This window comes from Myroides sp. NP-2 (genome assembly GCF_014145665.1).
Taxonomy (GTDB): Bacteria; Bacteroidota; Bacteroidia; order Flavobacteriales; family Flavobacteriaceae; genus Flavobacterium.
On the sequence record NZ_JACHTD010000005.1, the window covers coordinates 176,446 to 196,687 of the forward strand.

At 37.2% G+C, this 20,242-nt stretch carries 17 protein-coding genes; 4 read left to right on the forward strand and 13 right to left on the reverse strand.

Going from position 1 to position 20,242, the window contains the following annotated elements; all coding sequences use genetic code 11:
* Positions 1-136 precede the first annotated feature (136 nt).
* Complete coding sequence (locus H4K35_RS07135; RefSeq protein WP_182626692.1) at positions 137-1,405, reverse strand: acetyl-CoA hydrolase/transferase family protein; 1,269 nt, start codon at positions 1,403-1,405, stop codon at positions 137-139.
* Positions 1,406-1,659: 254 nt separating this feature from the next.
* Between H4K35_RS07135 and H4K35_RS07140 the strand changes: the two genes are divergently transcribed.
* The 3 genes from H4K35_RS07140 to pheT all read left to right on the forward strand — a co-directional run bounded on the left by H4K35_RS07140 (position 1,660) and on the right by pheT (position 6,777).
* Entirely contained in the window at positions 1,660-3,834 is a 2,175-nt protein-coding gene (locus H4K35_RS07140) for a DNA mismatch repair protein MutS (RefSeq protein WP_182626693.1), read from the forward strand.
* Positions 3,831-4,247, forward strand: coding sequence for a thiol-disulfide oxidoreductase DCC family protein (locus tag H4K35_RS07145; RefSeq protein WP_182626694.1), 417 nt, complete (start codon positions 3,831-3,833; stop codon positions 4,245-4,247). Before H4K35_RS07140 ends, H4K35_RS07145 begins: the two co-directional genes overlap by 4 nt.
* Positions 4,248-4,341: 94 nt before the next feature.
* Positions 4,342-6,777: a phenylalanine--tRNA ligase subunit beta gene (gene pheT, locus H4K35_RS07150; RefSeq protein WP_182626695.1), complete on the forward strand. Its 2,436-nt coding sequence runs from the start codon at positions 4,342-4,344 to the stop codon at positions 6,775-6,777.
* A gap of 88 nt (positions 6,778-6,865) precedes the next feature.
* On the opposite strand, the gene sucD is transcribed toward pheT, so the two are convergent.
* The 12 genes from sucD to H4K35_RS07210 all read right to left on the reverse strand — a co-directional run bounded on the left by sucD (position 6,866) and on the right by H4K35_RS07210 (position 19,200).
* Positions 6,866-7,738, reverse strand: a complete 873-nt coding sequence (sucD, locus tag H4K35_RS07155; protein ID WP_182626696.1) for a succinate--CoA ligase subunit alpha — start codon at positions 7,736-7,738, stop codon at positions 6,866-6,868.
* A gap of 143 nt (positions 7,739-7,881) precedes the next feature.
* A complete protein-coding gene (locus H4K35_RS07160) occupies positions 7,882-8,826 on the reverse strand; it encodes a UDP-3-O-(3-hydroxymyristoyl)glucosamine N-acyltransferase (RefSeq protein WP_182626697.1) in 945 nt (314 codons plus the stop codon).
* A gap of 13 nt (positions 8,827-8,839) precedes the next feature.
* Positions 8,840-9,406, reverse strand: a complete 567-nt coding sequence (efp, locus tag H4K35_RS07165) for an elongation factor P (protein WP_182626698.1) — start codon at positions 9,404-9,406, stop codon at positions 8,840-8,842.
* A 23-nt stretch (positions 9,407-9,429) separates the two neighbouring features.
* The gene (gene lpxA, locus H4K35_RS07170; protein ID WP_182626699.1) at positions 9,430-10,215 is read right to left on the reverse strand and encodes an acyl-ACP--UDP-N-acetylglucosamine O-acyltransferase; all 786 of its coding nucleotides are present in this window, start codon (positions 10,213-10,215) and stop codon (positions 9,430-9,432) included.
* Positions 10,216-10,226: 11 nt separating this feature from the next.
* Positions 10,227-11,618, reverse strand: a complete 1,392-nt coding sequence (locus H4K35_RS07175; protein ID WP_182626700.1) for a bifunctional UDP-3-O-[3-hydroxymyristoyl] N-acetylglucosamine deacetylase/3-hydroxyacyl-ACP dehydratase — start codon at positions 11,616-11,618, stop codon at positions 10,227-10,229.
* A 30-nt stretch (positions 11,619-11,648) separates the two neighbouring features.
* The gene (gene lpxD, locus H4K35_RS07180; protein ID WP_182626701.1) at positions 11,649-12,665 is read right to left on the reverse strand and encodes a UDP-3-O-(3-hydroxymyristoyl)glucosamine N-acyltransferase; all 1,017 of its coding nucleotides are present in this window, start codon (positions 12,663-12,665) and stop codon (positions 11,649-11,651) included.
* 30 nt (positions 12,666-12,695) lie between these two features.
* Positions 12,696-13,934, reverse strand: coding sequence for an HD domain-containing protein (locus H4K35_RS07185; protein ID WP_182626702.1), 1,239 nt, complete (start codon positions 13,932-13,934; stop codon positions 12,696-12,698).
* A 114-nt stretch (positions 13,935-14,048) separates the two neighbouring features.
* Entirely contained in the window at positions 14,049-15,551 is a 1,503-nt protein-coding gene (gene hutH, locus H4K35_RS07190) for a histidine ammonia-lyase (protein ID WP_182626703.1), read from the reverse strand.
* Between the two features lie 28 nt (positions 15,552-15,579).
* Positions 15,580-16,347 carry a peroxide stress protein YaaA gene (gene yaaA / locus H4K35_RS07195; protein WP_182626704.1) on the reverse strand — a complete coding sequence of 256 codons (768 nt, stop codon included), beginning with the start codon at positions 16,345-16,347 and terminating at the stop codon, positions 15,580-15,582.
* A 33-nt stretch (positions 16,348-16,380) separates the two neighbouring features.
* On the reverse strand, positions 16,381-17,394 hold the full coding sequence (locus H4K35_RS07200) for a metal-dependent hydrolase (RefSeq protein ID WP_182626705.1): 1,014 nt from the start codon (positions 17,392-17,394) through the stop codon (positions 16,381-16,383).
* Between the two features lie 84 nt (positions 17,395-17,478).
* Positions 17,479-17,958, reverse strand: a complete 480-nt coding sequence (locus H4K35_RS07205; RefSeq protein ID WP_002985664.1) for an Lrp/AsnC family transcriptional regulator — start codon at positions 17,956-17,958, stop codon at positions 17,479-17,481.
* A 90-nt stretch (positions 17,959-18,048) separates the two neighbouring features.
* Positions 18,049-19,200 (reverse strand): M14 metallopeptidase family protein, encoded by a 1,152-nt coding sequence (locus H4K35_RS07210; protein WP_182626706.1) that lies wholly within the window; start codon positions 19,198-19,200, stop codon positions 18,049-18,051.
* Between the two features lie 303 nt (positions 19,201-19,503).
* On the opposite strand from H4K35_RS07210, the gene H4K35_RS07215 reads away from it, so the two are divergent.
* On the forward strand, positions 19,504-19,938 hold the full coding sequence (locus H4K35_RS07215; protein WP_182626707.1) for a helix-turn-helix transcriptional regulator: 435 nt from the start codon (positions 19,504-19,506) through the stop codon (positions 19,936-19,938).
* The last annotated feature ends 304 nt before the right edge of the window (positions 19,939-20,242 follow it).

Genomic DNA, 20,242 nt, shown 5'->3' on the forward strand with positions numbered 1-20,242 from the left:
CTTGATCTAGTCCAATAAAAACACAAAGAGGGTGACTTATCAGAACACCCTCTTATTTTTTCAGTCGTTTTCAACAACCTCTACTACTTTCGTTATATATCGTATTTTTTTTCTTTAGCAGGGCAATTCGCCTTAACTAAGCTTTTAGATTGTCAAAATACGCTTTTAAAATTTCTTCTCTAAAATCTGGATGGGCAATTTCCGCCATGGCTGCCACTCTTTGTTTGAGGGTTTTACCATATAAATCGGCTACCCCATATTCGGTAACAATATATTGGGCATGCGCACGTGTAGTGACCACCCCAGCTCCTTGGCGCAAGTAGGGCACTATTCGATTATGCCCTTGATTACTCGTTGACGACAAAGCAATAATAGCTTTACCTCCTTCACTAAGGGACGCACCGCGTACAAAATCCATTTGTCCACCCACACCCGAATACATCTTGTGTCCGATAGAATCCGCGCAAATTTGTCCCGTCAGATCTACCTCAATAGCCGAGTTAATCGCCACTACTTTTGGATTTTTGCGAATAATTGCGGTATCGTTGACATAACTAGACTCTTTTAAAACGATAAAAGGGTTGTTATCCACAAAATCATATAGTTTTTTCGAACCGATGAGAAAAGTAGCTAGCGCTCTTCCTTTGGCGATTTTCTTTTTCGAGCAGTCGATTACCCCGCTTTTGATCAGGTCAATCACCCCATCGGAGAACATTTCTGTGTGCAACCCGAGGTTTTTGTGGTTGTTTAATTGGGCTAAAACAGCATTTGGAATGGAGCCAATTCCCATTTGAAGTGTACTCTCATCTTCTATAAGATTGGCGACATATTTTCCAATAGTCGCTTCTTTGTCTGTAATAAGGGTTTCTTTTGAGGCATAAATCGGACAATCGCAATCCACCGCTAAATGAATCTTCGAACTGTGCAATACGCTATCGCCAAATGTACGTGGCATTTGTGGGTTGATCTGCGCAATCACCACGCGTGCGCGTTCCATAGCAGCCACACAAGCCTCTACAGACACACCCAACGAGCAAAACCCATGTTCGTCTGGGGGCGAAACTTGAATCAAAACTACATCGACTTTCAATACACCTTTTCTAAAAAGAAGGGGGACTTCACTTAAAAAAACAGGGGTGTAAGAACCATTCCCTGCCGCTAAGGTATGACGCACGTTTTTACCGATAAAAAAGGAATTGACGTGAAAACTCTCCGCAAGTGCAGGATCAGCATAAGGCGCCTCCCCTTCGGTGTGAATGTGACAAAATTCAACATTGCGCAATTCACTTGCACGATCACTAATTGCTTTCGTTAAAATATTTGGCGTTGCAGCTGCTGCGTGGACGTATACTCGATCCCCTGATTGAACAACTTTTGCAGCTTCTTGAGCAGTTACGTATTTCATAGGTTCTTATTTTTTTTTAAAGTTAAGTATTGTTTGCTTTAATTCAAGCACAAATTACTGATTTTTAACAAAGAAAAGAACTGATATTGATCATACTATCTTAAAAAACATCGCTTTTTACAAAAAAAACAACAAAAGGTGAATCAATCTCAAGTAAACGCAAAGCGGAATAAAAACCGGGGCATCTTTCTATTCCTCCTTTCCTTTTTTCCATAAATAAATAGTATTTTTGCTAGATAATCTCATTGTAACACATGACATCGATTAACAACAAAACATTACAAGATTTAGAATTTAATACCGTCTTATCTCTCGTTTCTAGCCTATGCGTCACAGAAAGCGGAAAAGAGGGAGCGATGGAAATTGTTCCTTTTAAAACAAAGGAACAGACCTTACACGCCTTAAAACAAACGTCAGAATATTTAGCTTCTTTTACCAATAACAACGTCATTCCTAATCACTATTTTGATGCTATTGACTATGAATTGAAATTTTTGGGGATTGAAGACAGTTTTTTGGAAATCAGCAGTTTTAAAAAGATATACAACCTAACAGAAACCACGAGTAACCTGATTGCGTACTTTAAAAAGTTTAGCGATTATTACCCGCATTTAGCTGAAGACAATGCCGCACTTACCTTAGAAAAAAGCATTGTAAAGGAAATTGAAAATGTCTTGGATAAATATGGAGAGATCAAAGACAACGCTTCTGTTGACTTACTGTCGATTCGCAAGAGCATCAACTTAATTCGCGGCAAGATAAACCAGAGTTTTGGCTTTGCCTTGTCACAGTACAACAGCGCTGGTTACTTGGATGACATCAGAGAAACGATTGTCGACAATCGCCGCGTGCTTGCGGTTATTGCTATGCACCGCCGCAAAGTAAAAGGAAGCGTACTGGGACAGTCCAAAACAGGAAGTATTGTTTACATTGAGCCCGAGGCAACGTTGCACTTCTCCAGAGAGCTAAACAATTTAGAATACGAAGAACGAGAAGAAATAGTGCGTATTTTAAAGGCGTTGACCAACAGCATTCGTCCGTTTAGAGATTTGCTATTGGACTACACCACCTATTTAACCTCCTTAGACATCACAGCAGCAAAGGCAAAATACGCTTTAAAAATCAACGGATTGCTACCCGAAATACGCGATGAAAAAACGCTTTATTTCCGAGAGGCTTATCACCCGATATTATGGCTTAACAACAAGGAAAAACGCAAAACAACTCACCCGCAAACGATTCAATTGGAGCAAGATAGTCGAATTATCGTTATTTCAGGTCCGAATGCCGGGGGAAAAAGTATCACCTTAAAAACCGTTGGTTTGTTACAGCTGATGTTGCAATCGGGCTTGTTAATTCCGGTACACGAACGCAGCCATACGTTTTTATTTGACCGTATTTTAACTGACATTGGCGACAATCAATCTATTGAAAATCACCTAAGTACATACAGCTACCGCTTAAAAAACATGAATTACTTTCTAAAGAAATGCAATGCAAACACCTTGTTTTTGATAGACGAATTCGGAACGGGTTCTGATCCAGAATTAGGAGGTGCACTAGCCGAAGTTTTCTTAGAAGAATTCTACGATAGAGAAGCCTATGGTATTATTACCACCCACTATACGAATTTAAAGATCTTGGCCGATCAATTACCTTCTGCTACCAACGCCAACATGCTCTTTGACGAACAGTCATTAGAGCCTTTATACAAGTTAAACATTGGACAAGCAGGTAGTTCCTTTACTTTTGAAGTAGCACAGAAAAACGGCATTCCCTTTAGCCTGATCAACCGGGCAAAGAAAAAAGTTGAAACTGAAAAGGTGCGCTTTGACAAAACCATCGCCAACCTGCAGAAAGAACGACACAAATTGGAACGAACGTCTCAAAATCTAAAAGAAGAAGAGACAAAAGCCAGAGAAGAGGGCAAAAAACTAGAAGGCATCAATGCAAAAGTGCAAGAGAAATTAGAGCGTTACCAAGAATTATTCGATTCGAATCAGCGTTTGGTATACTTAGGACAAAAGCTAGACGATTTATCCGAGAAGTATTTCAACAACAAAAGCAAGAAAACGCTTTTTAGCGAAATCCTAAAAGTTGTTGAGATAGAGAACTCAAAGCGCAAGAAAATAACGCTTCAAGAAAAAAAGAAAAAAGAAGCAGAACAAAAGGTTCTACTTCAAGAAGTAGAGAAAAAAGTAGAAGTAATCCGCAAGGAAAAGAAAGAGAAAAAAGAAATCCAAAAGCAACAGGAAGCGAGCAACAAGACGAAATTTCCGCTCAAAGTTGGCGATCGCGTGCGCATGACAGAAGGTCGTGCTGTTGGAACGATTGACAATATTGAGAAGAACACAGCTACAGTTAATTACGGATTCTTTGTATCTAAAGTCAATATTGATCAACTGGAAATGGTAGAACGCAAGAAATGATAGAACAACTCCCAAAAGATAAGAAAATCGTCCTTTTTGACGGTGTTTGCAATTTGTGCGACAATGTCGTTAAGCGCGTTATTGAAGCAGATCACCGCGATCAATTTCGCTTTACCTCCTTAGATTCCGAACTTGGCCAACAGATCCTACAACAAATTGGCGTAGATCGATCCCAAACGGACAGCATTGTCTTATACCAACCTGGAGAAGCGTATTACATCAAATCTCAGGCAGCTTTAATGATAGCAAAATACCTGGGTGGATGGTATTACCTCCTGACAGCTTTTCTCGTATTGCCGACCAAACTAGCCGATTCACTTTATGACTTTATCGCAAAAAATCGCTATAAATGGTACGGAAAAAAAGACCAATGTATGATTCCCGATGAGTCAATTCGCAAAAAATTCTTATAATCATACAAACTTGGAATTTTAAATATTAACAACAAAATTATTTTACTTAAACTCAGGCAATCCGTATATTTGCCTACAACAAAATTATTTTCGAATGCATATTTCATACAATTGGTTAAAACAATTCATTAAGTTAGACATCACCCCAGAAGAAACCTCAGAGGTTTTAACGGATTTAGGTCTTGAAGTTGAGGGAATTACTCAATACGAAAGTCTAAAAGGAGGTTTAAGAGGAGTTGTTGTAGGACATGTATTATCTTGCACTAAACACCCCAATGCAGATAAATTAAATGTTACAAAAGTCGATTTAGGAACGGGGGAACCTGTACAAATTGTTTGTGGCGCTCCAAACGTAGCTGCTGGACAAAAAGTAGCAGTTGCAACAATTGGCACAGAATTGTACGATGCCGAAGGAAATGCATTTCAAATTAAAAAGGGTAAAATCAGAGGCGAAGAGAGCTTTGGAATGATTTGTTCTGCTGTTGAACTAGGTATAGGCACAGACGGAAGTGGTATTTTGGTACTCGATGAATCTGTGGTTCCTGGAACAGCTGCGGCAACTATTTTCGATATTACAACCGATCAGGTTTTTGAAATTGGACTTACACCAAACCGTTCGGATGCTATGAGCCACTGGGGAGTAGCTCGAGATCTGCGCGCAGGTTTATTGCAAAACCCTAAAATAGAAACCCCACACAAAGAATTAATTACACCTGCTGTAAGCAAATTCAAAGTGGAAAGAAGAACGCTTAAAATGGATGTAAGCGTTGAAGATTATAAAAAAGCACCGCGTTATTGTGGAGTAACTATCTCTGGAATTGAAGTAAAAACTTCTCCTGAATGGTTACAGAACCGCTTGAAAGCAATCGGCATCACCCCTAAAAACAATATCGTAGACGTTACAAATTACGTGCTACACGATTTAGGGCAACCCCTACACGCTTTTGACGCAGCTAAAATAAAAGGAGGTAAAGTCATCGTTAAAACCGTAGAAGAAGGAACGAAATTCGTTACTTTAGACGGCGTTGAACGCACTTTACACCAAGACGATCTAATGATCTGTGACGAAAATGGGCCAATGTGTATCGCTGGTGTATTCGGTGGATTAAAATCAGCCGTATCAGAAAACACAACAACTATTTTCTTAGAAAGTGCTTACTTTAACCCCGTAAGTGTAAGAAAAACAGCAAAAAGACATAGCTTGAATACCGATTCTTCTTTCCGTTTTGAACGAGGAATTGATCCATCTATTACCGAATATGCACTAAAACACGCTGCTTTGTTGATTCAAAGTGTTGCTGGTGGTGAAATCACTTCAGATATTGTTGACCTCTACCCGAAAAAAGTAGAAGATCACTCTGTATTCTTGAATTTCAACAACATCAACCGCATTTTGGGTGAGGCCATTTCAAAAGAGACAATCAAAACAATTTTGGTTTCTTTAGATATTAAAGTTCACAGCATGTCTGATGTTGGATTAGGTATTACTGTACCTGCGTATCGCGCAGATGTAACCAGAGAAATTGACGTGATTGAGGAAATCTTGCGCGTTTACGGTTACAACAACATTAGCTTCTCTTCTAAGTTAAATGCGACTATTTCAAATAGCTCCAGAACAGAAGATCACCGCGTACAAAACATTATCGCCAATCAATTAGTAGCTCAAGGATTCTATGAAATCATGAACAACTCGTTGACTACGCCAACGTATAGCGCACTTACAGAAAGCATCAACAACAGTTATCAAGTGGATATTGTCAATCCATTAAGTGCTGATCTTGCTGTCATGAGACAATCTTTACTATTCGGTGGATTAGAGTCTATCTCATACAACATCAATAGAAAGAACAGTGATTTGCGTCTATTTGAATTTGGAAAAACATACCACAAAATGTTGAATAACTTCGAAGAAGACAAACACTTCGCTTTATTCGTAACAGGAAACAGCACACCTGCATCTTGGAACGCAACACAAAAAGCAAGCAACTTCTTTGAATTTAAAGGATATGTATTAAGTATCTTAAATCGTTTAGGCATTGGAAAATTCACAACGCAACCAACGGAAAATGACGTGTTTTCAGAAGGAATTACTTACTACGTAGGCAAAGAGGCAATTGTTGATTTTGGTGTGCTTAAAAAGGCTATTACAAAGCATTTTGACATTAAACAAGAGGTGGCTTATGCTGACTTCAAATGGGATGCTATCTTAAAATTAGTAAGTGGCAAGATCAAGTTCACAGACCTGAACAAATTCCCTACAGTAAAAAGAGATTACGCCTTGTTATTGGACGAACAGGTTACTTTTGACGAAATCTTCACTATCGTAAAACAAGTAGACAAAGCCATCATTAAAGATGTTACCCTATTTGACGTTTACCAAGGGGATAAAATTGAAGCAGGTAAAAAGTCCTATGCCATCTCAATCTTAATGGAAGACAGTACAAAAACGCTTACTGAAAGCCAAATTGAGAAGATTATGGGTAAAATCCAATACCAATTAGAAAATAATATTGGAGCTCAATTGAGATAATAAAAAAAGCTGTCTTTCGACAGCTTTTTTTAGTTACGATCCTAGTTAACCGTAAAAAAAAACCACATCTGTAGATGTGGTTTTTTTATTATCCTAAAACTTCTTTTACTTTTTTACCAATTTCAGCTGGTGAATCAACCACGTGAATACCGCACTCACTCATGATTCTTTTCTTAGCTGCTGCTGTATCGTCTGCTCCACCAACAATAGCACCTGCGTGTCCCATTGTTCTTCCTTTAGGTGCAGTTTCTCCAGCGATGAATCCGATAACTGGTTTTTTGTTTCCGTTTTCTTTAATCCATCTTGCAGCATCAGCTTCTAACTGTCCTCCAATTTCACCAATCATAATGATTGCTTCCGTTTCTGGGTCAGCCATTAACAACTGAACTGCTTCTTTTGTTGTTGTTCCAATGATTGGATCTCCACCAATACCGATTGCTGTTGTAATTCCTAAACCTTCTTTTACTACTTGGTCTGCAGCTTCGTAAGTTAAAGTACCTGATTTAGAAACAATTCCAACCGTTCCTTTTTTGAATACGAATCCTGGCATAATACCAACTTTAGCTTCACCTGGTGTGATTACTCCAGGACAGTTTGGTCCTACTAATCTACAATCTCTTGTTTTAATGTAGTCATAAGCTTTAATCATATCCGCAACTGGAATACCTTCTGTAATACAAATGATTACTTTGATACCCGCGTCTGCAGCTTCCATAATAGCATCTGCAGCAAATGCAGGCGGTACAAAAATGATTGACGTATCTGCACCAGCTTTTTCAACTGCTTCTGAAACAGTATTGAATACTGGACGATCTAAATGACTAGTTCCACCTTTTCCTGGCGTTACACCACCTACAACATTTGTTCCATATTCAATCATCTGAGAAGCATGAAAAGTACCTTCGCTTCCAGTAAATCCTTGAACGATTATTTTTGAATCTTTATTTACTAAAACACTCATGATCTTGTTTTTAATTTATTTTTAAAACTTACTTAGACAAAAATAAACAATTCTAATCAGCTTTAAAACTTTTTAGTTGCAATCTTAGTCAAATAAGCCTAACAATTAACGATTAATTATCTATTCTTTTACCTGTACGGTGTCTAGTTGTTCTGTATTTTTTTCAGCTCTTCTAGAATGGCAGGTATTCTCTTGGTATTAGCCATTTGTTTTAGTTTTTCTCTTGACTCTTCTGCAGGATAACCAAAATAGACTTTTCCTCCTTCTAAGCTCTTAGAAACACCGGATTGCGCTAAAACAACTGCTTTTGTACCAATGGTAATTCCACTCGTAGTTCCTACTTGCCCCCAAAGCGTTACTTCATCTTCAATCACAACACAACCAGCGATTCCTACTTGTGCGGCAATTAAACAACGTACCCCAATAACGGTATCGTGTCCTATATGCACTTGATTGTCAATTTTAGCTCCTTCTTTGATGGTAGTATCTCCTGTAACACCACGGTCAATTGTACATGCTGCACCAATTCCTACATTATCTTCAATAACCACTCGACCACAAGAGATTAAAGGATCGAATCCTTCTGGTCTCTTTTTGTAGTAAAAAGCATCGGCTCCTAAGATAGTTCCGGCGTGAATGACAACATTGTTGCCGATCACTGTACCGTCATAGATGACAACATTAGGATGGATTACACAATTCGAACCAATCACAACATTGTTACCAATAAATGTTCCTGGCTGAATGATAGTCCCCTCTCCTATTACTGCATCTTTAGCTTGTAATTGAGTTGCAGGTTTAAAGGGATTAAAATAAGTTGACAGCTTATTAAAATCTCTAAAAGGATCGTCAGAAATCAACAAAGCTTTTCCTTCTGGGCATTCAACATCTTTATTAATAAGGATGATAGAAGCATTCGATTGTAAGGCTTTGTCATAGTATTTAGGGTGATCCACAAATACGATTTCTCCTTCTTGTACGACGTGAATTTCATTCATTCCGTACACAGGAAAATCCGCAGATCCTACGTATTGACAACCGATAATTTCAGCTATCGTTTCTAAATGTTGAACTTTTGAAAAACGCATCTTCTATCTACCCCTATTCTTTGATACGTTCGATGTAAGATCCTGTAGCCGTATCAATTTTGATTTTATCTCCTTCGTTGATAAATAAAGGCACGTTTACAGAAGCTCCAGTTTCAACCGTAGCTGGTTTTGTAGCGTTAGTCGCTGTATTTCCTTTTACTCCAGGCTCTGCATAGGTTACTTCTAAGATAACAGAAGCAGGCATATCAACTGCTAATGGCATATCGGTTTCAGTATTAATCTGCACCATTACCATTTCTCCTTCTTTCAATAATTCTGGAGCGTCCAAAATATCTTTTAACAAGGTAATTTGCTCGTAAGACTCAACGTTCATGAAGTGAAACTGATCACCTTCTGGGTATAAATATTGGAATTTATGTGTTTCCACGCGAACTGGGTCAATTTTATGTCCAGCCGAAAACGTATTTTCCAATACTCTTCCTGTTGTTAAACTCTTCATTTTAGTTCTAACAAATGCAGGTCCTTTTCCTGGTTTTACGTGTAAAAACTCTGTGATTTTATAAATATCGTTGTTATGACGAATACACAAACCATTTCTGATATCTGAAGTTGTTGCCATTTTTTAAATCTTTTATTATATTATTAATACATTCCTGAATACCCACGCATAATTCCTCTTGAACTATTGCGTACGAACATAAGGATTTCATCTCGTTCTGGAGTTGCTTCCATTTCTGTTTCTATAATTTCTAGTGCTTGACTTGTATTATAGTTCTTTTGAAATAAAATTCTATAAATTTCTTGTATTTCTCTGATTTTCTCAGGTTCATACCCTCTTCTGCGCAATCCAACTGAGTTGATACCTGCGTAAGAAATAGGCTCTCTTGCTGCTTTGATATAAGGAGGAACGTCTTTGCGAACCAATGTACCACCAGTAACAAAAGAATGGGACCCAATGGTACAGAATTGATGTACAGCTACTAAACCAGCTAGTACCACATAATCCCCTACAGTAACGTGTCCTGCCAATGTACTAGAGTTAGAGAAGATACAGTTATTTCCGATGATACAGTCATGTGCGATATGACTATAAGCCTGGATTAAACAATTTTCTCCAATCACTGTTTTATATCTATCTTTTGTACCTCTATTGATCGTTACACACTCGCGAATGGTTGTGTTATCACCGATTTCAACAGTAGTAATTTCACCTTCAAATTTTAAATCTTGTGGTTCAGCTGAAATAACGGCACCAGGAAAAATTTTACAATTTCTTCCGATACGCGCACCTTCCATGATGGTAACGTTAGAACCAATCCAAGTTCCCTCACCGATTTCCACATTATTATGAATCGTAGTAAATGGCTCTATTACGACATTTCTAGCTATTTTTGCTCCTGGATGAACATAGGCTAAAGGCTGATTCATACTATTTATATTTAATTTTTAACTTTTGATATTTGAGCCATCAGCTCAGCCTCAGCTACTAATTTACCATTAGCATAGGCATAACCTTGCATATGACATATTCCTCGACGGATAGGCGTAATTAATTCTAATTTAAACACCAAGGTATCACCAGGTGCTACTTTGTTTTTAAACTTGACATTGTCCATTTTCATAAAATAGGTCAAGTAATTTTCTGGATCTGGAACCGTACTCAAGATCAGGATACCACCTGATTGTGCCATAGCTTCACAAATCAATACCCCTGGCATAACAGGAGCACCTGGGAAATGTCCAACAAAGAAAGACTCATTCATGGTTACATTTTTCAATCCTACCACGTGATTTTCGGACATTTCTAAGATTTTATCCACTAATAAGAAAGGCGGTCTATGGGGTAAAAACTCCATAATCTTCACAATATCCATCAACGGTTCTTTATGTAGGTCATACGTAGGAACTTGATTTCGTTTTTCGTTGCGGATAATTTTGGACATTTTCTTTGCGAATCCCGTATTTATTGCGTGTCCTGGTTTGTTTGCGATTACCTTTCCTCGAATACGAGTACCGATTAAGGCCAAATCACCAATTACGTCTAACAATTTATGTCTAGCGGCTTCGTTTGGATAGTGAAGCGTCAGATTATCTAAAACACCATTGGGTTTTACGCTGATTTCATCTTTACCAAAAGCCTTTTTTAAATGCCCCATTGTTTCTGGAGATATTTCTTTATCCACATAAACAATAGCGTTATTTAAGTCTCCGCCCTTAATTAGTCCATTGGCTAACAAGGCTTCTAATTCGTGTAAGAAACTAAATGTACGCGCTTCAGAGATCTCTACCTTAAAGTCATTTAGGTCTTTTAACGTAGCGTTTTGTGTTCCCAAAACCTTTGTTCCAAAGTCAACCATAGCGGTAACTTGGTAACTATCTGCTGGCATTACGATGATTTCACTACCTGTTGCTTCATCAACATAAGAGATTACTTCTTTGACGATGTATTCATCTCTTTCTGCGTCTTGTTCAACAATACCTGCTTTTTCAACAGCTTCAACAAAATACTTGGAAGATCCATCCATAATAGGTGGTTCAGATGCATTTAACTCGACAATTACGTTATCAAGATCGCACCCCACAAAAGCTGCAAGTACATGTTCCGTTGTTTGCACGCGTACGCCCTTTTTTTCTAGGTTTGTACCGCGCTGTGTATTAACAACATAGTTTGCATCTGCTTCAATCACAGGATGCCCTTCTAAATCCACTCTAACAAAAGTAAACCCATTGTTAATTGGCGCAGGTTTTAATGTCATAACAACATTTTGTCCTGTATGTAGTCCAACTCCTTCTAAGGTAACTTCACTTTGGATGGTTTTTTGCTTAACCATAATAAAATCTTTTTGTATTTCGATAGGTTATTATTTTCCGTTTTTTAGCTCTTCTAGGTCATCTACGATTTTCGGTAGGTTTCTAAAGTGGCTGTAAGATTTTAAGAAATCCGTATGTCCGATCGCTGGAGAACCTTGTACGGCAATATTGGATTCTAAATTCTTTGTTACGCCTGATTGGGCTTGTATCTTAACATTGTCGCCAATAGTCAGGTGACCTACTATACCAACTTGTCCACCGATCATGCAGTTTTTGCCAATTTTCGTTGACCCTGCTACACCTGTTTGAGAAGCAATAACTGTATTCTCACCAATTTCCACATTATGTGCAATTTGGATTTGGTTGTCTAATTTAACACCTTTTCGGATAATAGTTGATCCCAAGGTCGCGCGATCAATTGTTGTTGCGGCACCGATTTCGACGTTATCTTCTATGATTACATTTCCAATTTGCGGCACTTTACTATAGGTTCCATCGCCATTAGGGGCAAAACCGAAGCCATCCGATCCGATAATCGTACCCGCATGCAAGGTACAGCCTGCTCCGATGATCGATTCAGAATATACGCGAACACCTGCAAAAAGCACGGTATTATCACCGATTACCACGTTATCACCGATAAAAGTATTGGGGTAAATTTTTACATTATCTCCAATCTTGGTATTTTTCCCTACATAACAAAAGCTACCTAGATACAAATCTGTACCATATGTAGCTCCTTCAGAAATCACACTAGGTTGTTCGATTCCCGACTTCATTAATTTGACTTGATTGTAGTATTCCAAGAGTTTGGAAAAGGCTTTATACGCATCATCAACTTTAATTAATGTTGCCTCCACTTTATGCTCGGGTTCAAACGTTTTGTTCACAATGACAACCGATGCCTTGGTCGTATATATATGGTGGACGTATTTAGGGTTAGCTAAAAAAGAGATGGCGCCTTTTGCTCCTTCTTCAATCTTGGCTAAGGTAGATACCTCTTCTTGAGGATTCCCTACAACTTCTCCTCCTAATACTGACGCTATTTGTTCTGCTGTTATTTTCATTACCGCAAAAATATAAAATATAATTGAAAATTAACTTTCAAAAACGAATTTTGGGTAACAAACGAAATGCTTTGTTACCGGTTTGGTTAATGCTTTGAGATTTAATTGATCTGAAACAGACAAAACATCTGCAACTTGTCCATCTTTTCTCACTATCATAATCGGTTCTTTATCTTTGCTATAAGCCTGATTCTTAACCTTTCCTTTAAACACAAAGTAGCTAGCTAATTCAGCAGATAGCTTATATTTTAGCTGAACGTCTTCTAATCGTTCTTTTAGCTTTTCTTGCACTAATTTCTTATCCTCTAGTATTTCGATGCGCAACAATTTTCGGTTGACAATCATCTTGCTCAATTGAGACAAGACAAAATCATCGTGAAACTGCCATTCCTTTAAAGCGCTAACAATATCGGAATCATCTAGTAAAGCAAATTGTTCTAAGGCGGTTTGCTCAAAATCGTCAAAAACACCTTGGTGTTCCAGAAAAAACAAAAGGGCACTACTACCCCATATTTTTTTTCCTTTACTAACGAGTTCTTTAGCTCTTTTTAGGATACGCACAAGAATTAATTCAGCACAAACGCTTGTTTTGTGCAAGTAAGCTTGCCAATACATTAAACGACGTCCCACCAAAAACATCTCTACCGAATAGATTCCCTTTTCCTCTACAACCAATTGGTCATCCACGACGTTTAGCATTTGAATTAATCGTTCAGAGTTGATATCTCCTTCTGCTACACCGCTGTAGAAACTATCTCGTTTTAAATAGTCCATACGATCCATGTCCAACTGACTTGAAATCAATTGCAACATAAATTGGCGATGATATTCTCCTTTGAAAATTTGAATAGCTAGGTCTAGTTTTCCCTTAAACGCTTTATTGAGTTGGTGCATAAAATAAAGGGAAATGGCTTCGTGATGTACGCCCTCCACAATACTTTCTTCCATCGCATGTGAAAAAGGACCATGCCCTATATCGTGTAGCAAGATAGCTACATATAGTGCTGTTTCTTCCTCCTCCGAAATAGCGATGCTTTTAAAGCGAAGTACTTGGACTGCTTTTTGCATGAGATGCATACACCCTAATGCATGGTGAAATCGCGTATGATGAGCTCCGGGATAGACTAAATAAGAAACCCCCATTTGAGAAATCCTCCTTAATCTTTGAAAATAAGGATGCTCGATCAAATCATAAACGAATGAATTGGGAATAGAAATAAATCCATAAATAGGATCATTCAGTATTTTTAATTTATTACTTGTAATCAACGATGATAAATTATTTTGTACTAGGTGAAACAAAGATAGCAATATAATAAAAAGCTACATCTCTTTTTCAAAAAAAGATGTAGCTTTTATATCAACGGTTTTAAAAATGCGAGATTATTCTTCTAAATCGATTTGAAAACTCCCTAAAAACGCAATAGTTTTTTCAATATCATAATGCAAAATGCGGTCTTCTGATACAAAAGGCACTTCTTGTCGATATGATTTAACAAATGATTCGATAAAATCACTTGATTTAGCTGGACGTCTAAATTCTAAAGCTTGAGCAGCATTCAACAACTCAATAGCCAAAATACGCTCTAAGTTATCGATAATACGCAGTGTTTTAGTTGCACCATTGGCTCCCATGCTCACGTGATCTTCTTGTCCATTACTAGACACAATACTATCTGTACTTGTTGGATTCGCCAAGTGCTTATTTTGACTAACGATACTTGCTGCTGTGTATTGCGGGATCATAAAACCTGAGTTCAGACCTGGATTTGACACTAAGAAAGCAGGCAATGCTCTCAAACCAGAGATCAACTGATAGGTACGTCTTTCTGAGATGTTCCCCAATTCGGCTAAAGCGATTCCTAAAAAGTCGAAAGCCAACGCCAAAGGCTGTCCGTGGAAATTTCCTCCAGACACCACTAGATCTTCTTTGTAGAAGACATTGGGATTATCGGTCACAGAATTGATTTCTGTTTTGAATACTTTGCTTACATACTCAATCGCATCTTTTGACGCACCGTGTACTTGCGGAATACATCTAAAAGAATAAGGATCTTGTACGTGTTCTTTATGACGGCCAATTAACTCAGAACCCTCTAGCACTTCAGTAAAGAAAGCAGCCGTTTCAATTTGTCCGCGGTGCGGTCTTACATGGTGAATCAACTCATTAAATGGCTCGATTCTTCCATCAAACCCCTCCAAAGATACTGCCCCAATTAAATCTGCTAAATAAGACATTTTCTTTGCTTTTATCAACACATAACATCCGTATGCGCTCATAAATTGCGTTCCGTTCAACAAGGCTAAACCTTCTTTTGATTTTAGCTGTATTGGCGCCCATCCCATTTTCTCCAACACCTTGCTTGCCGGTTGTCTAAATCCTTCGTACATCACTTCACCCTCTCCAATTAACGGCAACGTTAAGTGTGCTAAAGGCGCTAAATCTCCAGATGCACCTAATGAACCTTGGGTGTATACTACTGGTAAAATGTCGTGATTAAAGAAATCCACTAAGCGCTCTACGGTTTCTAATTGAACCCCAGAGTTTCCGTAACTCAATGATTTTACCTTCAACAACAACATGATTTTCACAATCTCATCTGGAACAATTTCTCCTGTTCCACAAGCGTGAGATTTCATTAGATTCTCTTGTAACTTCGTTAGATCACTGTCGTTAATTTTTACATTGCACAATGACCCAAATCCCGTATTGATTCCATAAATTGGATCTTTATGCGTTTCCATTTTATTGTCCAAATAAGCACGACAATTGACAATATTAGCACGAGCCTCTTCTGAGATATCCAACTTTTGGTTTTGGGTAATAATCTCATTTAACTTCTCAATTGTAAATACATCTGAACTTATATAATGTACTGTTTCCATAATTTTATTGGCTATATTCTTTTATTTATTATCTAGTAAACACGATTTGGGTTGCTGTAGACTCCTCTTCACTCCAGGCATATCCGTCGAGATTAAACTTTTTCAACCCTTCCAAATCTTTAATATCGTTATCTATGATATAACGCACCATCATACCCCTAGCTTTTTTTGCGTAAAAACTAATAACCTTCAGCTTGCCATCTCTCAATTCTTTAAATTCAGGTACGATCAGCTTCGCTTTTAATTTCTTTTGGTCAATAGCACTAAAGTATTCGTTACTGGCTAAATTAACCAACAACTCCCCTTCTTTCATTTCTTTATTGAGGTAATCGACGAGAATAGGTTTCCAAAAAGCGTATAGATTTGCTTTATCGCCAACCGGCATTTTTGTTCCCATTTCTAATCGATAGGGTTCTATTTCGTCAAAAGGGCGTAAAATACCGTATAAACCAGACAAGATACGCAGTGTATTTTGGAGGCGTTCCATTTTATCCTCCTTTAAAGTATAAGCATCAAGACCAACATATACATCTCCGCTAAAAGCGAATACGGCTTGTTTAAAATCCGCTTCGTTCTTTTTGTTTTTCTTATAACTTCTCGACTGGTTTCTTTGCCAATTCAAGTCTGCAAGATTAGCTGAAATTTTCATCAATTCCATCAATTCAGCAGGTGTTTTCTCTTTTAATACGGCATTGATAAGCTTACTTTCTTTACTAAATAAAGGTTCTGTGGTAGCTGTAAAAGGTACTTCTGTAGTATAATCCAAGCTCTTGGCAGGTGACACAACAATCTTCATCTTCTTTTTTTTTCAAATATAAGTATTCTTCCCTTAATCTTCTTTCAATCCCCAAATCTTTCGCCAAATAGATTTCAACAACTTCACTCCGTCTCTTTTGTCTTTCTCAACTTCTTTTACTCTCAATTCGCCCTCTTCATCTATATAGAATTTATAACTAAATGCAAATTGCACCTCGTCTCCTTGCTCGCGCAGCACACCAAAGCGCAGATCATTAAAGTAAAAATCGTTGTTTTTTTCAGTAAACGTATAATAACCTTCTGAGATATGAACTAATCGCATAATAAGATCGTGTTTTTCAAGTCCTCCGATCAAGTGATGATTTTTAGGATAGGTTTGAAACACAATAGGTTCTTCGCTAAAAAAAGAATATTCTCCAATGAGGAAAGCGTCATCAGTTTCAACAATAGCAGTCCACAAGATAGTATTTAGCGCAGTAGGTTTTACAGACATGGCTTTATACGAGGTATGTTGTTGATCTAGGGCTTCGGTAAAACTATAAAAGGCAAGCGCTTTTAGTAGCAGAGTAAGGCCCAAATAGGCGCTGCTGCAATAGAGTCCCCAACGATTGAGACGCATTCGTCTATCGAGGTCTATTTTTTCTCTCATGGACCAGAGTAGAAAAAAGGCAAAAGGCAGGGTATACAGAGGATCAACAACGAAGATTGATTTAAAGGCAAAAGGATACTCCATAGGCCAAAGTACGCGAGTACCCCAGGTTGTAAAGACATCCAATAAAGCGTGAGTAAAAAGCCCCCAAAAGAAGAACCAACAGCTCTCTTCATAGGTTACTCCCCGTTTTTTTTCCAATGCGTAAAGCAGGTAACCGAAAAAGAAAGCGCCAAAGATGGCGAATAAAATAGAGTGAGTAAGACCACGATGAAACTCCAGCGCACTGATAGGATCAGTAAAAAACACAGCTAAGACGTCCAGATCTGGAATCGTTCCAGCTATAGCGCCGTAGAGAACAGCTTTGTTTTTTAACTTTCTCCCTAATAAAGCGTTCCCAACTGCTCCCCCTAAGACAATTTGAGTTAACGAATCCATTTTTTTTAAATATATCAGCAACGAATATAAAAAAAAACTGCACAAAGGCAGTTTTTTATTCATTTGCTTTTTTAAAAAAATTGATTATAATTCTTTAAAAATTGTATGCATTAATCGTTTTTTATCGTTGATACTCTCTTCTAGAGAAATCATTGATTCTGTTCTGTATACACCATCGATATCGTCAATCATGTAGATTACCTCTTTAGCATGACGTGTGTTTTTCGCTCTAATTTTACAGAATACGTTGAACTTACCAGTTGTTACGTGAGCCACTGTCACGTATGGAATTTCATTAATACGCTCTAAAACGAATTTAGTTTGAGAGGTATTATGTAAAAATATTCCGATATACGCAATGAATGCATAACCTAATTTTTCATAATCTAATGTTAATGACGAACCTTGGATAATTCCAGCGTCTTCCATTTTCTTCACACGTACGTGAACTGTACCTGCTGAAATTAATAATTTCTTAGCGATATCTGTAAAAGGCACTCTCGTATTATCGATCAGCATATCTAAGATCTGGTGGTCGATTTCATCTAAACGAAACTTACTCATAAATCAATTATTTATGTTAATTCTAAATCTATATTTCAGTACAATAATAATAAAAAAAAATCTTATTTATTCAAAAAATAGCAATTTTATCTATTTTTTTAATAAATAATTAACCTCTTCAACTGATAACGCTACAACATCCTCAAAATTCTGCTCCAAAATATCGTCCGTTTGTTCAAATAAAGATTTTAACTGACACTCCTTTTCTATTAAAGTATGCACAAATTTACTTTCTTTTTCATCAATATGCACAATAATGGGGCAAAATTTAACATTTCCCTCCGATAATATCTCTTTATATTGAATTTTCAGTATAAATTTTCTTGTAGAAGAGGCGTTTACGACACTTCGCAATTCGACATCGTTAAAGCTCTTTGTATTCTCAGGAAGAGAAAAATAGCTTTGCATTGAGTAGGTACTATAGGTATGATTTGCGATAGTATGTAGAGCACGCAAGAGACTGATACAAGTTAGTTCACGTGTATTTTCGCGCTGGTAATCTGTACCTAAATGTCCTGCCTCTATTAATATAGTAGGAATCCCCATTGCTTGTGCATAGTCACCAATACAGTTCCTATTAAAGGAATCATCAAATCGACCTACGTGTCCTGGGGCTACTTTTTGAACCGCTTCATTCATCGCCTCGATGATCTGTATAGCCCTTTTTCGCGTCTCATTAATTGTTCGTTCTTCATTAAAAGCAGGCGCTAAAAATGAAATTGCCGCCGCTTTACCTGTGTCACCTACACCAAAAATACTGCGTTGGTCGTGTAAATTAAAGGCGAAGTCAGGTTGAATTTCCTCTAACATACGACGCAATACTTTACTTTCAGGTTGAGTCAACTCCACGGAATCTCGATTCAAATCAACTTGATTTGCATTGGCTCTTGTGTAGTAAAAAGCACCATCAGGATTTAAAATTGGCAGGATCGTCAGCGTGAATTTCGCTTGCCAATCGGTCACTTCTTCTGCTGTTAATTCGTTGAGATAATGCAGCAAATCCAACACGGCTTTTGTCGTAGTCGATTCATTTCCGTGCATCTGAGACCACATCAAAATTTTAGTTTTTCCACAGCCAAACTCAACTGAAAATATAGGGCGATTTTCAACTGATTTCCCGACTACCTCAATCTTAAAGTAATGCTTTAAGTTGGTTAAGAATTGTTCTATTTTTTCGTTGGTTATATACCTGCCTTTACAGGTCTTAACCTGATAAGTCTTTGCTAGGTGTTGTTCGTTCATTTTATCCCTTTGTTTACAATATTACAAATGTAAACATTTCATTTTTTACAAATGTAAACATTGAAATGTTTTTTCTGTTTTACATTTGTCAACAAAATTTACCCTTTCCCAACAAAGGAACACTAGAAGATTTAACAAATAAATTAAAATAAATATTATCCACTAATTATCAATCGGTTAAATAACTTTACTTAAACATATAATACAACATTATGTTCTTTTTTTAATTGTGTACACATTTGTTAATTCATTTTTTTAATTACATTTGTAAACCATTTAATTTAAAAATACACATTTGTATCCATGGAGAATTTTGTAAACAGATTGGAATTTTTATTAGAGCATTACGAACTATCTGCCTCTGCATTTGCAGATAAAATTGGCGTTCAGCGCTCGAGTTTATCTCATATTCTATCAGGTCGAAACAAGGCGAGTTTGGATTTTATTTTGAAGATAAACGACGCTTTTCCAGCCCTACATATCGAATGGTTAATTAAGGGAAATGGCACCTTTTCTGGGGAAGAAAAAAAGGAAGTTTCTCCTCTTACATCGGCGGATTTATTTTCGGAAGAAGTGCAAAATAAAGTCGACACTCCCCCTCTATCCACACCTGTAATCGAGAGTAAAAAAGAAACAAATTCAACGAGAAGTATACCCGATTTTTTTACTTCTTCAGACATAGAACAAATTGTTGTTTTTTACAAAGACGGCACTTTTACAACTTATAAACCTCGATAGAAAAAACACCATAAGCTAAACATATTTTTAGCATACACTATTTAGTTATATACTTATATGTAAATAAATATTTTACTACATAACGAAAATATAATTAAGAGTAGACTAAAAAATATATCTGTTTGCTCTAATTTTTCTCTTCTAATTTTTCTCTTCTAATTTTTCTCTTCTAATTTTTCTCTTCTGATTTTTCTCTTCTGATTTTTCTCTTCTGATTTTTCTCTTCTGATTTTTCTCTTCTGATTTTTCTCTTCTGATTTTTCTCTTCTGATTTTTCTCTTCTGATTTTTCTCTTCTGATTTTT